The sequence below is a fragment of the Plantibacter sp. CFBP 8775 genome, from assembly GCF_014839505.1.
Lineage (GTDB): Bacteria > Actinomycetota > Actinomycetes > Actinomycetales > Microbacteriaceae > Plantibacter > Plantibacter auratus.
Genome location: NZ_JACYNV010000002.1, coordinates 1,350,631 through 1,363,979 on the forward strand (window position 1 = coordinate 1,350,631; position 13,349 = coordinate 1,363,979).

General features: G+C 69.6%; 19 protein-coding genes and 1 tRNA gene. 6 read left to right on the top strand and 14 right to left on the bottom strand.

What is annotated here, in order from left to right:
• Positions 1 to 30 precede the first annotated feature (30 nt).
• Positions 31 to 321, top strand: a complete 291-nt coding sequence (locus IFR14_RS18700) for a DUF1905 domain-containing protein (RefSeq protein WP_124767520.1) — start codon at positions 31 to 33, stop codon at positions 319 to 321.
• A gap of 71 nt (positions 322 to 392) precedes the next feature.
• Here IFR14_RS18700 and IFR14_RS18705 read toward each other — a convergent pair whose 3' ends face one another.
• The 9 genes from IFR14_RS18705 to fdhA all read right to left on the bottom strand — a co-directional run bounded on the left by IFR14_RS18705 (position 393) and on the right by fdhA (position 7,152).
• On the bottom strand, positions 393 to 806 hold the full coding sequence (locus IFR14_RS18705) for a hypothetical protein (protein WP_159875964.1): 414 nt from the start codon (positions 804 to 806) through the stop codon (positions 393 to 395).
• Position 807: 1 nt separating this feature from the next.
• Positions 808 to 2,193, bottom strand: a complete 1,386-nt coding sequence (locus tag IFR14_RS18710) for an Asp23/Gls24 family envelope stress response protein (protein ID WP_191941921.1) — start codon at positions 2,191 to 2,193, stop codon at positions 808 to 810.
• 84 nt (positions 2,194 to 2,277) lie between these two features.
• Positions 2,278 to 2,880 carry a hypothetical protein gene (locus IFR14_RS18715; RefSeq protein WP_124767523.1) on the bottom strand — a complete coding sequence of 201 codons (603 nt, stop codon included), beginning with the start codon at positions 2,878 to 2,880 and terminating at the stop codon, positions 2,278 to 2,280.
• Complete coding sequence (locus tag IFR14_RS18720) at positions 2,880 to 3,455, bottom strand: DUF6286 domain-containing protein (RefSeq protein WP_124767524.1); 576 nt, start codon at positions 3,453 to 3,455, stop codon at positions 2,880 to 2,882. The genes IFR14_RS18715 and IFR14_RS18720 overlap by 1 nt, the downstream gene beginning before the upstream one ends.
• Positions 3,452 to 3,805 (bottom strand): hypothetical protein, encoded by a 354-nt coding sequence (locus IFR14_RS18725; protein WP_064296820.1) that lies wholly within the window; start codon positions 3,803 to 3,805, stop codon positions 3,452 to 3,454. Before IFR14_RS18725 ends, IFR14_RS18720 begins: the two co-directional genes overlap by 4 nt.
• Complete coding sequence (locus tag IFR14_RS18730) at positions 3,802 to 3,990, bottom strand: DUF2273 domain-containing protein (protein WP_064296821.1); 189 nt, start codon at positions 3,988 to 3,990, stop codon at positions 3,802 to 3,804. Before IFR14_RS18730 ends, IFR14_RS18725 begins: the two co-directional genes overlap by 4 nt.
• The gene (locus tag IFR14_RS18735) at positions 3,987 to 4,406 is read right to left on the bottom strand and encodes an Asp23/Gls24 family envelope stress response protein (protein WP_079706516.1); all 420 of its coding nucleotides are present in this window, start codon (positions 4,404 to 4,406) and stop codon (positions 3,987 to 3,989) included. Before IFR14_RS18735 ends, IFR14_RS18730 begins: the two co-directional genes overlap by 4 nt.
• Positions 4,407 to 4,574: 168 nt before the next feature.
• Complete coding sequence (locus IFR14_RS18740; protein WP_191941922.1) at positions 4,575 to 5,609, bottom strand: helix-turn-helix transcriptional regulator; 1,035 nt, start codon at positions 5,607 to 5,609, stop codon at positions 4,575 to 4,577.
• 322 nt (positions 5,610 to 5,931) lie between these two features.
• Positions 5,932 to 7,152 (bottom strand): formaldehyde dehydrogenase, glutathione-independent, encoded by a 1,221-nt coding sequence (fdhA, locus tag IFR14_RS18745; RefSeq protein WP_191941923.1) that lies wholly within the window; start codon positions 7,150 to 7,152, stop codon positions 5,932 to 5,934.
• A 421-nt stretch (positions 7,153 to 7,573) separates the two neighbouring features.
• Here fdhA and IFR14_RS18750 point away from each other — a divergent pair, with 421 nt between their 5' ends.
• From IFR14_RS18750 to IFR14_RS18760, 3 genes are all read left to right on the top strand, one after another.
• Positions 7,574 to 7,822: a type II toxin-antitoxin system Phd/YefM family antitoxin gene (locus IFR14_RS18750; RefSeq protein ID WP_064296825.1), complete on the top strand. Its 249-nt coding sequence runs from the start codon at positions 7,574 to 7,576 to the stop codon at positions 7,820 to 7,822.
• On the top strand, positions 7,819 to 8,079 hold the full coding sequence (locus IFR14_RS18755) for a type II toxin-antitoxin system RelE family toxin (RefSeq protein WP_191941924.1): 261 nt from the start codon (positions 7,819 to 7,821) through the stop codon (positions 8,077 to 8,079). Before IFR14_RS18750 ends, IFR14_RS18755 begins: the two co-directional genes overlap by 4 nt.
• A gap of 68 nt (positions 8,080 to 8,147) precedes the next feature.
• Positions 8,148 to 8,924 carry an HNH endonuclease family protein gene (locus tag IFR14_RS18760; protein ID WP_191941925.1) on the top strand — a complete coding sequence of 259 codons (777 nt, stop codon included), beginning with the start codon at positions 8,148 to 8,150 and terminating at the stop codon, positions 8,922 to 8,924.
• 143 nt (positions 8,925 to 9,067) lie between these two features.
• Here IFR14_RS18760 and IFR14_RS18765 read toward each other — a convergent pair.
• Positions 9,068 to 9,140, bottom strand: a tRNA-Arg gene (locus IFR14_RS18765).
• Between the two features lie 266 nt (positions 9,141 to 9,406).
• Between IFR14_RS18765 and IFR14_RS18770 the strand changes: the two genes are divergently transcribed.
• Positions 9,407 to 10,477 carry a hypothetical protein gene (locus tag IFR14_RS18770; protein ID WP_191941926.1) on the top strand — a complete coding sequence of 357 codons (1,071 nt, stop codon included), beginning with the start codon at positions 9,407 to 9,409 and terminating at the stop codon, positions 10,475 to 10,477.
• Between the two features lie 12 nt (positions 10,478 to 10,489).
• Positions 10,490 to 11,128 carry a hypothetical protein gene (locus IFR14_RS18775; protein ID WP_191941927.1) on the top strand — a complete coding sequence of 213 codons (639 nt, stop codon included), beginning with the start codon at positions 10,490 to 10,492 and terminating at the stop codon, positions 11,126 to 11,128.
• A 290-nt stretch (positions 11,129 to 11,418) separates the two neighbouring features.
• Here the strand turns inward: IFR14_RS18775 and IFR14_RS18780 are convergent, their stop codons facing one another.
• The 4 genes from IFR14_RS18780 to IFR14_RS18795 all read right to left on the bottom strand — a co-directional run bounded on the left by IFR14_RS18780 (position 11,419) and on the right by IFR14_RS18795 (position 13,276).
• The gene (locus tag IFR14_RS18780; protein ID WP_191941928.1) at positions 11,419 to 11,937 is read right to left on the bottom strand and encodes a hypothetical protein; all 519 of its coding nucleotides are present in this window, start codon (positions 11,935 to 11,937) and stop codon (positions 11,419 to 11,421) included.
• A 120-nt stretch (positions 11,938 to 12,057) separates the two neighbouring features.
• Positions 12,058 to 12,384: a DMT family transporter gene (locus tag IFR14_RS18785; RefSeq protein ID WP_071260538.1), complete on the bottom strand. Its 327-nt coding sequence runs from the start codon at positions 12,382 to 12,384 to the stop codon at positions 12,058 to 12,060.
• Positions 12,381 to 12,743 (bottom strand): DMT family transporter, encoded by a 363-nt coding sequence (locus tag IFR14_RS18790; RefSeq protein ID WP_191941929.1) that lies wholly within the window; start codon positions 12,741 to 12,743, stop codon positions 12,381 to 12,383. Before IFR14_RS18790 ends, IFR14_RS18785 begins: the two co-directional genes overlap by 4 nt.
• Positions 12,740 to 13,276 (bottom strand): TetR/AcrR family transcriptional regulator, encoded by a 537-nt coding sequence (locus IFR14_RS18795; protein WP_191941930.1) that lies wholly within the window; start codon positions 13,274 to 13,276, stop codon positions 12,740 to 12,742. The genes IFR14_RS18790 and IFR14_RS18795 overlap by 4 nt, the downstream gene beginning before the upstream one ends.
• Positions 13,277 to 13,349 lie beyond the last annotated feature (73 nt).

A 13,349-nucleotide genomic window follows, 5' to 3' on the forward strand; every position in this document is an offset into this window, starting at 1 on the left:
GCCGACCACGACCGACGAGGGGCACCACCGATGGCCATCGAACCGACCGAGCTCGATCACTGCTTCACCGCGCCGATCGGCGTCGACGTGAAGGGCGACGTCTGGTCCTGCGTCGAGATGCCCGGCTCGGCCGAGTTCTTCGGCACCGGCAAATCCGTCCGCGTCGATGCGACCGTCGACGGTGTCGACCTCCCGAACGTCGGGCTCATGCCGACCGGCTCCGGTGGTCACATGCTGTCCATCAGCGCGAAGCTGCGGAAGCGTCTCGGCAAGGACATCGGCGACACCGTCGACGTCCATCTCACCCGCCGCCTGAGCTGACGACAGGAGATCCGCGCGACAGCAGGAGATCCTGAGGGAGGACCTCCTGCTGTCGGGCGGATCTCCTGTGCTCAGCCGCCCGTGACCCGGCGGATGAGGTCCTGGATGAACGGCACCACGTCCGATGCCTGGTCGACGCCCGCGAAGGCGACCGCCAGCAGCGGCCACAGCGACACGAGGAGCGCCGAGATCACCGCCGCGACGGCCAGCACCCAGGAGAGTGCGCCGTTGCGGCTGCGGACGCACCCGAGCAGGAACAGCAGCGCGAGGACGTACCCGATGAGGAGCGCGACCACGATGCCACCGACCGGGACGTTGAGCGCACCGACCGTCGCGCCGTCGGCCGCACCGATGAGCCCGAGGATCGGGATCAGCACCCCGACGACGATCAGGACGAGGAGGACGACTCCCGTGATCGCGGCCGCCCACACTGCACGCGGACGCGGACGGACGCCGTACGACGTGGTCCGACTGAAGAGCGGCATGTCACTGCTCCTTCGTCGGCGCCGCAGCTTGGACGGCCGTGGCCTCGGCGGGAGCGTCCGCCACCTCGTCGACATCAGCGACCTTCGGGGCAGGCTGGTCGTGCGTGTCATCGTCGGCGGGCTCGAGTGCGCTCGGGGTTCCGTCGACGGGCTCCGCGGCGCCGCCGTTCTGCTCGGGGTCCGAAACAAGGTCGGCATCCGGGCTGGTGGTGGCCGGCACTTCCGCTGGAACGTCGTGGATCGCGTCAGCCGCCCCGACGGGCTCGGCGCCGGCGAGGTTCGAGTCGCCGTGCGTCACCTCGTCAGCGACGGTCGCGAGCGAGTCGGCCGCGGTGGCCAGCTGGCGGGCGGCCTCGGCGAGTTCCTCCGACACGTCGTCGGAGGAATCCGACACCACCGCATCGATCGGTTCACCGGCGACGTCGCCGTCGGCCGTGAGCTCGTCGTCGGCACCCGCGACCACGCCCGGCTGCTCGTTCCCCAGCGACCGGCCGTCGTCGCCCTCGGACCGGCCGGTCCGCTGCTCCACCGCATCGCCAGCGGCGTCGGCCAGGTCGTCCGCTCCGGCTCGCGCCGAGTCCACCGCGTCCGATGCAGCAGCCTTCGCCGTGCCGAGGGCATCTCCGGCGGCCTCCGCAGCATCGCCGATCACAGCACCAGCCGCCGACGTCGCGTCACCGATCGCGGCCGTGGCGTCGTCGATCGCCTCCCCAGGATCGGGCTCGATCGGGTCGAACGGCCCGTGGATGTCGGTGACCGTGATGTCGATGTCGACCGGTCCGGGGTGGCGGGCCTCCAGCACGGCCGCGACGTCGGCCCGGACCGTGTCCGCGACCTCGTCGATGCTGGCCGGGTACTCGGCCACCAGTGAGACCTCGACGTTCAGCACGTCGTCGTCGGCCAGGACGTTGACGCCGGGGACGGCGGTGCGGCCGAGCAGGCGGGTGCGGGCGCTGTCGATGGCGCGGGCCGTCGGGGAACCGAGGGCGTGCACACCGGGGACCGTCTCGGCCGTCGAGGCGATGACCTGGGCGAGCTCGTCGGCCTCCTGCTCACGTCTCCGGCCGGAGTCGAGCTCGACCACCGGAGCGTCCGCGGGTTCCGGCGAAGCCACCGGCTCCGACACCGTCACTGTCACCGTCGGCGTCTCGGCGGAGACCGAGTCGGCCACGGCCGGTTCAGCGGCCTCCGGACCAGCGACAGCCCCGTTCGCCGGCGCGACCACAGGAGCGGGCGCGGTCCCACCCGCGTGCTCGCCGTCGTGCGACTCGATGCGACGGACCTCGTCATCGGGATGCGCGGGCACGAGCACCGTCGGGTGCTCAGCCCGGACCTCGGCCGGGGTGGGGATGTGGTGCTGGTCCGGGTGCTTCGTGTCGTCGCTCATGCGATCCTCCTCGCACCGCGTCGGCGGTGCATCGGTCCTACTGCTGTCGGTTCGGGTGCCGCAACGGCACCGCGGGGTGTCGGGTCAGACGACCCGGTTGGTGCTGGCGAGCCGCGTGCGCAGTCCGCTGACGATCTGGATGACCACCGGGGTGGACGTCCCGAGGACGCTGTCCCACTCGTGGATGGCCGCCTCGATGTCGCGCCGCAGTTGGACGGGCGAGGCGCCGCGACGAGCGTGCGCGGTGAGGCGCAGCGTGGACTGCTTGCGGATCCGGAAGCCGGTGACGTCGACGGCAACCACGTCGGGGTTGCGCCCGATCGCCTCCTCGAGGACCTGCTCGGCGACCTTCACGTCGAGCAGGACGCGACCACCGGTCGGGGTGTCCTTCGTCCGCTGCTCGTCGACCTGCAGCAGCGTTCCGGTGTGCCCGCGGCCCTGCCGGAACACGAACCAGAGGATGACGAGGATGAGCAGCAGGGCGACGACCGCCGCGACCCACAGGATCCACGGCTGGGCGTCGATGGTGTCGTTCGTCGGTCCGACGGCTCGCTCCGCGTTCTCGCTGATCGTCCGCTGCACGTCCGGCAGGAGCGCGCCCGCGGACAGGGCCGCACCGGCCGCGAGGACGACGAGTCCCACGACGAAGATGAAGAACCGGTTGAGGAATCGATTCGTGGAGTTCATCAGGCAACCGTTCCCTTGCTGCTCACGCGGACCTTGGCGCGGAGCGCCGGCCGGTAGTCGTAGGACGCGACCTCCGCGTCCACGGCCTGCTGGATCTCGCGCTGGTCGACGCGTCGGCCGCTCGTCGGCGTGACGTCGACGCGGGCGCTCCTGGCGCCGACGCTGACGCTCACCTGCGAGGGGTCGATGTCACCGGCGTACGAGGCGACGCGGGCGAGCGACTGCGCGATCACGCGGTCGTCCACGACGGCCGCGGTGCGATCGGCGATCGACCCGCGACGCCCTTGGCGGGCGGGGGCCAGCGACAGGACGATCAGCACGAGGCCGATGATCGCCGCGACCGCGCCGATGGCGACGAGCAGCGGGGCCGGTGCGGTCGCGGCAGTGAGCACCGCGGTGACGATGTCCTTCGGTGCGACGAGGAGCGCCGGCTGCCCGATCGCGGCCAGGACCGATTCGGTGCCGAGCCAGGCGAGCACGAGCGCGAGGATGATCGCGATCGTGATTGCAAGCGTCGACCGCGGCGAGTGGGTCTCGCGACGCACCGCGCGGCGGTACAGGGCTGGGGTGCTCACAACACCCTCCTTCGTTCTTCGAGCTTCGCGCCCGTGATGTGGAGGTCGACGCGTCCGATCGTCGACCCGGTCAGGTCCAGGCACCGCTCACGGATGCTGGTCTGTGCGCGTGCCAGGCGTTCGAGGACGGTTCCCGAGGTCCGGGATCCGGCGCCGAGCGGCGACACGTGGATGGGCGTGCTCGCGGTGACCGTGAGGGCACCCTGGGCGTCGGAGAGCTCGACCGAGACCTCCGACGCCCGCACACCGAGTTCCTCCGCGGTGACGGCAGACACGACGCGACGCACGGCGCGGGAGCTGATCGTGTTGCGACCATGCACGGCCTGTTCGGCCGTCACCGCCGCGGTCACGACGACCGCCGCCCGCGGAGCGCGTCGGCGACACCGCGCAGGTCGAGCTTGCCCTCGAGAACGCGTCCGATGCCGAATCCGATCAGCATGAACAGCGCGACGAGGATCATGCTCCAGAACCCGAATGCGACGGCAGCCAGTGCCAGGACGGCACCGACGAGGATGCCGCGATCGGTCGTGGTCACTGGACGCGGCTCTCGTCAGCGTCGTTGTCGTCGTCCGACGGGATGTGGACGTCGGAGACGGTGACGTTGACCTCGGTGACGTCCATGCCGACGACGTTCGAGATCGCATCGGTGACGCTGCGACGGACGTCGTCCGCGACGCGCTGGAGGTCGACGGGGTACTCGGCGACGATCACGATGTCAGCGGCGACCTGCTTCTCGCCGACCTCGACCGAGACGCCCTGACCGCGGTCCTGGGCGTTGATGGCGTTGCGGATGGCGCCGATGGCGCGAGCTGCTCCGCCGCCGAGGTCGTGCACGCCCGGGACCTCGCGGGCTGCGATGCCGGCGACCTTCTGGACGACGCCATCGGCGATGACGTTCTTGCCCGTGGAGGTGGTGGCGGCGTGGTTCGCGGTGTCGGTGGTGTTCGACATGGTGTTGCTCCTTCGGTGGCTGGTACTGCGGTTTCGCGGTCCGGGTGTCCGGTCGCGGTGCCCGTGTTCCGGGCGACATCTATGAGACTGCGCGTCACGCCCGATCCTCACGGTCGATCTCGTTTTCGTCGCGAAGCACTCAGTTTCTGGATATTCGCGACTCGTCGATCAGGCGCGGAGGGTCTGGCTCGGGCCCTCGCCGAAGCGGTTCCGGTAGGCGGAGGCGAAGCGGCCGAGGTGGACGAACCCCCACCGCTTCGCGACCTCGCCGACCGTCGTCTCCTGCGGCGAGCTGTCGGCGAGCTCGCGCCGGGTGCGGTCGAGGCGGATGTCGCGCAGGTAGGCGGTGGGCGACATGCCGAGCTCGCGACGGCAGTGGAGCTGCAGCGTCCTCGTGTGCAGCCCGGCCGCCTTCGCCGCGTCGGCGGGCGTGATGGGCTCCGCCGCGTGGTGGTGCAGGTATTCGACCGCGAGGCGGGTGCGCGCCATCGAGGGCTCGCGGAGCGGCTCCGGCAGGTCGACCACCGCCCACGGTGCGAGCTGCAGCAGCGCGAGGGCGAGCGGTCGCTGGGCGTTCATGCGGAGCAGCGGAGGGGCCGTCTCGTCGGTGAGCACCGGGGTGGAGGCGTTCAGCGCCACGCGCCAGCGCTCGATCGCCTCGGGTGTCGGCGTCGCCTCGAGGTCGAAGGACACCGCTTGACTCGGGCCGGCGTGGATCTCGGTCGCGATGTCCTCGAGGTACGGTGCGGAGAACAGCACGGAGTTCTGCCGATGCGGGGTGAGGTGCACCGTGTACGGCCGGTGGAACGGGAGGACGAACGGCGAGCGCGGGATCTCCATCCGTTGGCCGTCGCGACGCACGATCCAGCCGCCGCCGGTCGTGACCCACGAGACCACGTAGTCGGTGAGGCCCGGGGTCTCGCCGGTGACGTGCCCGGTCATCGTCGCGGTGCGGAGCGAGACGCGGTCGTCGCCGATCGACACCCACTGGAACGAGAACGGCTCGGAACCGCGGGTGACGGTGAAGCGGCTGCCGTCGTAGGCGCGCTCGTAGTTCTGCCGGGCGACCGCCGGGTCGTCGCCGCTGACCGTGACCTTGCGGATCGGAACCGTCGACACCGAGCTACTCGTGCTGCCGAGCAGCGGGCCGGTGTCGGAGTCACTCTCCGGATCTGATTCGGATGCGAGGAAGGAGTGTTGCATGGTCGTCCTTGTGCGAGTGGGGGTCTCTTCGTCGCGGGACGGGCCCCATGGCCCCGTCGGTTTCCCGCGTCATTGGAGAGACGGACCGAGAGGAGGGAATCTCACGGTTCACTCAGCAGTTCGTCAGACAACGCCGTACCGGATGCCTCGCCGCACGCGTTTGGGTGAAAACTCAGTAGTCGGGACCTCCTGGTGAGGAGATGAATCCGTCCCCGTCGCCCCGTCCCTGAGCCTGTCGGCGGGCAGCCGAAAGCGCCCGTTCCGTCGTCCTGAAGCTCTCCAGACGACGCAACGGGCGCTCTCGGTGATGTCGCAGTGCCGCCTACGTTGCGTCCAGATACCCGTTCGGGTTGAGGACGAACTTCTGCGCAGCCCCCGCATCGAACTCGGCGTACCCGCGCGGGGCGTCCTCGAGGGTGATCGCGGTGGCGTTGACGTTCTTCGCGATGTGGACCTTGTCGTGCAGGATCGCCATCATCAGGCCGTGGTTGTACTTCATGACCGGGCACTGACCGGTGGTGAACGACAGCGACTTCGCCCAACCGGTGCCGAGACTCAGCGACAGCGCGCCCTTCTTCGCGGCCTCGTCGATGCCGCCCGGGTCACCCGTCACATAGAGCCCGGGGATGCCGAGCGCGCCGCCGGCCGCCGTGATGTCCATGAGCGAGTTGAGCACGGTCGCCGGGGCTTCATGACCCGCGTCACCGCCGTGGCCACGAGCCTCGAAGCCGACGGCGTCGACCGCGCAGTCGACCTCCGGGACACCGAGGATCTGTTCGATCTGCTCCGCCGGCTCGCCCTTGGTGAGGTCGACGGTCTCGCAACCGAAGCTCCGCGCCTGCGCCAGCCGGTCGGCGTTCATGTCGCCGACGATGACTGCAGCGGCGCCGAGGAGCATGGCCCCGGTCGCTGCGGCGAGGCCGACGGGACCCGCGCCTGCCACGTAGACGGTGGAGCCGACGCCGACACCCGCCGTCACCGCACCGTGGAAGCCGGTCGGGAAGATGTCGGAGAGCATCGTGAGGTCCATGATCTTCTCGAGCGCCTGGTCGCGGTCCGGGAACTTCAGGAGGTTCCAGTCGGCGTAGGGCACGAGCACGTACTCGGCCTGGCCGCCGACCCAGCCACCCATGTCGACGTAGCCGTAGGCACTGCCCGGGCGGTCGGGGTTCACATTGAGGCAGATGCCGGTCTTGCGCTCCTTGCAGTTGCGACAGCGACCGCAGGCGATGTTGAAGGGCACCGAGACGATGTCGCCGACCTTGATGAACTCGACGTCCGGTCCGACCTCGACGACTTCACCGGTGATCTCGTGTCCGAGGACGAGGTTCGGCGGTGCCGTGGTGCGGCCGCGGACCATGTGCTGGTCGGAGCCGCAGATGTTGGTCGCGATGGTCTTGAGGATGGCACCGTGGGGGACTTTCCGGCCGACGTTGGCCGGGTTCACCCCCGGTCCGTCCTTGAGTTCGAAGGTGGGGTAGTCGATGTCGATGACCTCGACGACACCCGCTGCTTTGTAGGCGACAGCTCTGTTACCTGACACGTGATCCTCCTTGATCGCGGGCGCCCGTTGTGTGGCACCCTGTGTCTGCTCGACCCTATCCCGCCCCTGCCGCGAGCGGCAGTCCCCCGGTCCCTGAGAACACCTCCGCCGGTCGGCGAGCGCACCTCCGCCGGCCCCTGAGCCTGTCGAAGGGCCCGGTCCCTGAGACCACCTCCGCCGACCCCTGAGCTTGTCGAAGGGCACCGGTCCCTGAGCCTTTCGAAGGGCTGCCATCCCGAGACCGGCCCGCTCCCCCGCACGTTCCTCGGCACACGTCCGGTCCCTGAGCCTGTCGAAGGGCACCCCTGTGGAGAGCACGCTCGGTCGTCCGCACACCTTGTCTCGGCAGCCCGGAGGCCGTTGTCCGAAGCTGCGGTCATCCCACATGTACAGACGGAGGCCCAAAACGTACACTTGCGACATGTCCCGGATCAACGTCACCGAAGCTCGCGCGAAGTTCTCCGAGCTCATCGCGCGATCCCACACCGAAGCCGTCTTCGTGGAGCGTCGCGGGCGCGCGGAGGCCGTCATCATCAGTCCCGAACAGTACGACCGGATGATGGAGGCGCTCGAAGACGCCGAGGACGCCCGTGCCTTCGATGCGGCGATGGCCGAGGAGGGCGACAGCATCCCGTGGGCGCAGGCGAAGGCCGACCTCGGCTGGGAATGAGTCGATACGACATCGAGCTGCGGCCGGCCGCGATCAAGGCGCTCCGCAGGATCGACCCTCAGGACCAGCGGCGGATCCGTGCCGCGATCGCTCTGCTCGGGGAGAATCCACGCCCGCCGAGCGCCACGGCGTTGCAGGGGCGCCCCGGCTTCCGAGTCAGGGTGGGCAACTATCGGATCGTGTACACGATCGATGACGGTGTGCTCCTCGTGGTCGTCATCACGCTCGGCCATCGGAGCGACGTCTACCGGGGCTGACGTCCGGCGACTTCGTGTCGGCGCCCACCTCTACGCTGGTGGAGCAGACCCCGAGGAGAGCACCCAGCATGAAGAAGACTCCCTTGGCGTTGCTCGTCGCGCTCCTTGCAGCCGTCGTGGTGCTCGTCGCAACGCAGTTCGACGGCGGGATCGTGTTCGGCGAGCCGGGGTCACCAGCGCCGACGTCGCTCGCACCGACGCCCGCGGCGGTCAGTCCGAGCGCGCGGGCATCGCTCGAGGCCGCCGGCTTCGCTGTCGTGGACGCGTCCGGGCAGTTGGTCGTCTCGGCCACCGCCGTCGAAGACGCGCTGGCCGACGTCGACACCGCGACCCGGGTCGCCACCGGCTACGACCGGGACCGGTTCGGTCAGCGCTGGGCCGACATCGACCGCAACGGCTGCGACACCCGCAACGACGTGCTGGCACGCGACCTCGTCGACGTCACCTTCAAGCCGGGGACCCGCGACTGCGTCGTCCTCACCGGAGCGCTGCACGACCTCTACACGGGGACGACGATCGACTTCCAGCGCGGTGAGCGGTCGAGTCAGCTCGTGCAGATCGACCACGTCGTCCCGCTCGCGTGGGGTTGGCGTCACGGCGGGAACACGTGGACGGAGGAGCAGCGCGAGCAGTTCGCGAACGACCCGATCAACCTGCAGGCCGTCGACGGCGCGACGAACTCGTCGAAGTCCGACTCCGGCCCCGGCGATTGGATGCCGCCGGCGGCCGCGTCGCACTGCGAGTACGCGGCGCGCTTCGTCCTCGTGCTGATGGCGTACGACCTCACGGTCGATGACGCCGACCGCCAGGCGCTCGCGGGCACGCTGGACAGCTGCCGGGCGTAGCGGCGCGTGGCCGCCGCACGAGAACAGGACAACCGCCCGAGAGCCGGAGATTTCCCGCGATTCCATCCGGTTCTCGCGCCGATATCCTGCTGTCAGGCGGGACGAAAAAAGCGGCCCACCGAAGTGGACCGCTTTTCAGAACGTGCGCCCGAAGGGATTCGAACCCCCAACCTTCTGATCCGTAGTCAGATGCTCTATCCGTTGAGCTACGGGCGCATTGCTTGCTGAGAGAAGAGAACTTCGGCTCGGCAGGCCGAAGTAGAGCCTACAACACGGAAGCCGAAGACGCGAATCGTGCTGCGACGAGGTCCCGGAGCGGGAGGGGCGGCCCTTCGACAGGCTCAGGGACCGGCGTGTTCACTCAGGGACCCGGATGGCCGCTCAGGGGGGCGGGTGCGGCCCGGGACCACAGGAGCCCTCCCCATCGACACGACGGGTACCGACATGGAACAGTCGATGCGACCACCTGCCGAGAGGACGACGTGAGCGCAGCACCAGGACCGACGAACGACGGCTTCACCATGATCGGCCGACCTCCCGTCCGGGCGAACCTCGTCCTGATCGTCATCCTGTCGGGCATCCTCGCCACGATCGTCGGGTGGGGCCTCGGGAGCATCATCGATTCCGTCTTCGACATCGCGCTCGCCCCGATCATCACCATTCCGTTCTGCTTCCTCCTCACCGCCGGCATCTGCCTGTCCTACCTCCGGACCACCTTCCGCCCGGTCGGCGTCGACACCGTCCGCGGGACCGCGCTCCTCGGCGGCGAGACGATCCCGATGCGCTCGATCGTGAGCGGTGAACTCCTCACCCGCAATCCAGCCGCCACCACGCCGGCCCTCAGCCTGCGACTCACGACCGACACCGGCGCACGCGCGCGGATCATCATGAATGGCGGGTGGCTCCGGAGCCTCCCCACCTCCGACCTCGTGCCACTCGTCGCGCTCATCGCCGGCAGCGGCATCCCCGATGACACCGGTCAAGATCCGCTCGACGTCGGACGAGAGCGCATCTCCCGTTCCCTCGCCGGGAAGGGCTCGGACGTCATGATCGGCCGACGCGGGTTCATCGGCGACTGCATCACCGTGGTGGAGTCCACCGGCGACGTGAAGCTGCTCGACGCGGTGGTCCAGGCCGCGGGGCCGCTCGGCCGGAGCATCCGGGACGAGGCGATGCGGGCCGCACAGGGCGCAGTGGAGGAGGTCGTGCGCGCGCATCAGGACGTGGCTCCAGCGGCGCCTGACGCTCTGAACCCGACTCCCCTCGTGCCGCCTGCACCGCAGTACGGGTCGGTCGTCGCGGACGAGGCCGCGGGGACGGCGGTCGACGACGACACGGACGACGATCGGTTCCGTCGACCGGACGACCCGGCCCGGCTGGCCGCGGAGCAGATCGTCGACCGAGTGCGCCTCGACAAGCTCGGTGACCGGAATGGGGCGCTCGGCAATCGGGATGCGGAGCGCGTCGGCCAGGATGGGTATCGCGGCGGCCAGGAGGACGCGCTTGTCGACCCGGACGACGGACGCGAGTTGCCGTCGTGGATTCCGCCATAGGACCAGGCTCGGGTGCGGTCCTGGCTCGCGGACGACGACGACGTCGTCCACCTGCAACCGATTCCGGAGACGGTCGGCGCACGCACCCTCCGGAAGGTCTGCGATCGGATCCTCCTCGGGCTCGCCGGCATCGGGTTGCTGGCTATCTTCGGGGCGGCCATCGCGGAAGGGGTCATCGACCGCCTCCTGCCGTCCGACGCGAACGCGCTCGTCGCTGTCGCGGTCGTCGGATCCGCGCTACTGGCGTTCGTCGCGTGGATCGTCGGCGGCATCGCGCGGGCACGCGAGATCCACATCGCCCAGCGGTTCTCCCTCGAGTGGCTCGACCGGCGCGGCCCGGAACAACGCCGCCGCGGACTCCCGCCGGTGCTCCTGCAGCACTTCCTCGGCCCGATCCCCGCGTCGCGCCTGTTCGCGGCCGGGGCGTACTTCGGCACCTGCATCGGCGGCGTCGGTGTCCTCGCGGGCGCCCTCCTGTCCGTCGACCCGGAGGAGCTCGGCGCGACCGGGCCGATCATGCTCGGCGTCAGCCTCGTACTCACGGCTGTCGGGACGGTGTTCTTCATCCTGAGGTGGCGGCGGGTGAAGCGGCAGCGGGCGCTGGCGATCGAACTCGGCGGCGAGCGACTGGCCTACCTCGGGAACCTGTAGGCGAGCGGGCGGTCGGCGGGCCCTTCGACAAGCTCAGGGACCAGGGCTCAGGGACCGGAGGGAGGCTCAGGGACCAGAAGAGGGCTCCCAGCCCTTCGACAAGCTCAGGGACCGGAAGAAGACACCCAGCCCTTCGACAAGCTCAGGGACCGGAAGAAGACACCCAGCCCTTCGACAAGCTCAGGGACCGGAAGAGGGCTCAGGGACCGGAAGAGGGCTCCCAGCCCTTCGACAAGCTCAGGGACCGGAGGGAAGCTCAGGGACCGGGGACTCTCAGGGACCGGGGACTCTCAGCGAGCGACGACCTTGGCGAGCACCCAGCGCGCCTTGTCGAGGGTGTTCGCGGGTGCCGGCAGGTACTGGAACGCCCGAGCACCACGCTGCACCGGCACGCCCTGCGCCTTCGCCGCCTCCTCCAGCTGCGTGGCGAAGCGCTGCCAGCCGTCGAGGCCCTGCGGGAAGCCGAGGTACTCGGTGAGCGACGTCACCACCACCTCGGAACCTGCGCCCGTCGGCTGGACCTCGATCGTGACGTCGTCTTTGGCGACGTAGTCGATGCCCCACACGCCAGGCCGCAACGACTTGGCCTTGCGCTTCGGCAGCCCCTCGATGAGCGCGGTCGCACCGGCGGGGTCCGTGCCGAGGACGACCGAGCGCCCGAACTCCTGCAGCATCTCCGGCACCTTGGTGGCGCGACGGTTCGTCGCCGTCTCCCGAATCTTCCGGCGGCCGAGTCCCTTCAACACCCCCAGCCCGACGATGGCGAGCAGGACGAGAATGGCGATGATCGCGAGTACGTTGCTGTCCACAGGAGCCCCCCAAGGCTGTCGGTCACGAGCGGTATCACTCAGGACGAGGATGCCGCAGACTCGCCGCACGCTCAATGGGGACCGGTCCCCACCGCCGCGCGCGGGCGCGATCAACGCGGGTCAGTGCGCTTGGGAGCCGAGCTCGATGACGAGGACACCGACCGCGATCAGGCCGATACCGACGATCATCTTCGGCGTCAGCTTCTCCTTGAAGAGCACGCGCGCACCGATGGCCGTGAGCGCGACCCCGCAGGCGGCCCAGATCCCGTAGGCGATCCCGACGGGCATGCCGTTCGCGAGCGCGATGGTCAGCAATCCGAAGGCGGTCACGTAGAACACGGCGACGGGAGCGATCCACCGCTTCTTCCGCAGGCCTTCCGAGGCGCGCAGGGAGAGCGTCGCGGCGACCTCGGTGACGATGGCGCCGGCCAGGAGCAACCAGGTCATGCGCCGACCTCCTCGTTGGTCGCGGCGGGCGTCGGCGACTCCGGCGCGTGGCCCGTCTCCACGAGCACGACGCCGGCGATCACGATCGCGATGCCGAGCCCGATCGTGAAGGTGAACTGCTCGCCGAACACGAGCGACGCGAGCACCGCGGTGAGTGCGACGCCGGCGGCCGCCCAGATCCCGTAGACCACCCCGATCGGCACCCCCATGCGGAGCAGCAGGGAGAGCGCGATGAAGGAACCGGAGTATCCGACCACCGCGAGGATCACCCACCGTGGGTCTTCGATCGAGCCACGGAGCGAGAGGGTCGCCGTGACCTCCAACAGGATGGCGGCGGAGAGGATCAGCCACTTCTTCATCGAGCTTCACCTCCAGCGAGGGCCAGGAGTCGCGAGACGAGGTCGGCGCGCTGGTCGCGGCCGACGTCGAGGATGCCGGTCGCCTCGGCGATCCAGAGGCCGTTCGCCGCCAACCAGACGAGCAGGAGGGAGGTCGAATCGGTATCCTCACCGAACCCGAACCAGGTGCGGAGGTACTCGAGCCAGGGAGCGGCGAGTTCGGGACGCCTGACCGCCTCGGCGAAGACGACGAACTCGCCCTGGCTCGCCCCGCCCTCCCCGGCGAAGGCGACGAAGGCCCGCACACGCTCCTCGAGTGTCGACGTCTCGAGCGGCGCCCCCACCTCCTCCACGAGCTCGCGCTGCCAGCGAGCGACCACGTGCTCGATCACCGCGATCATCATCGCGTCCCGTGAGGGGAAGTGGTAGCGCAGGCCGGCCTTCGTCAGACCGACCTCCTGCGCCACCGCCTCGTAGGTGATGTCGGCCTCTCCGGAGGCGTCGACGACGCGGACGGCCGCGTCGAGGATCTCGTTCCGTGCACTGGGTCTCATGGAAGTTACTTTACCTTACGTAAGGTAAAGTAACTCTGGGAAGGAACCGTGAGGAAGCGGCCCGTCGCGGCCC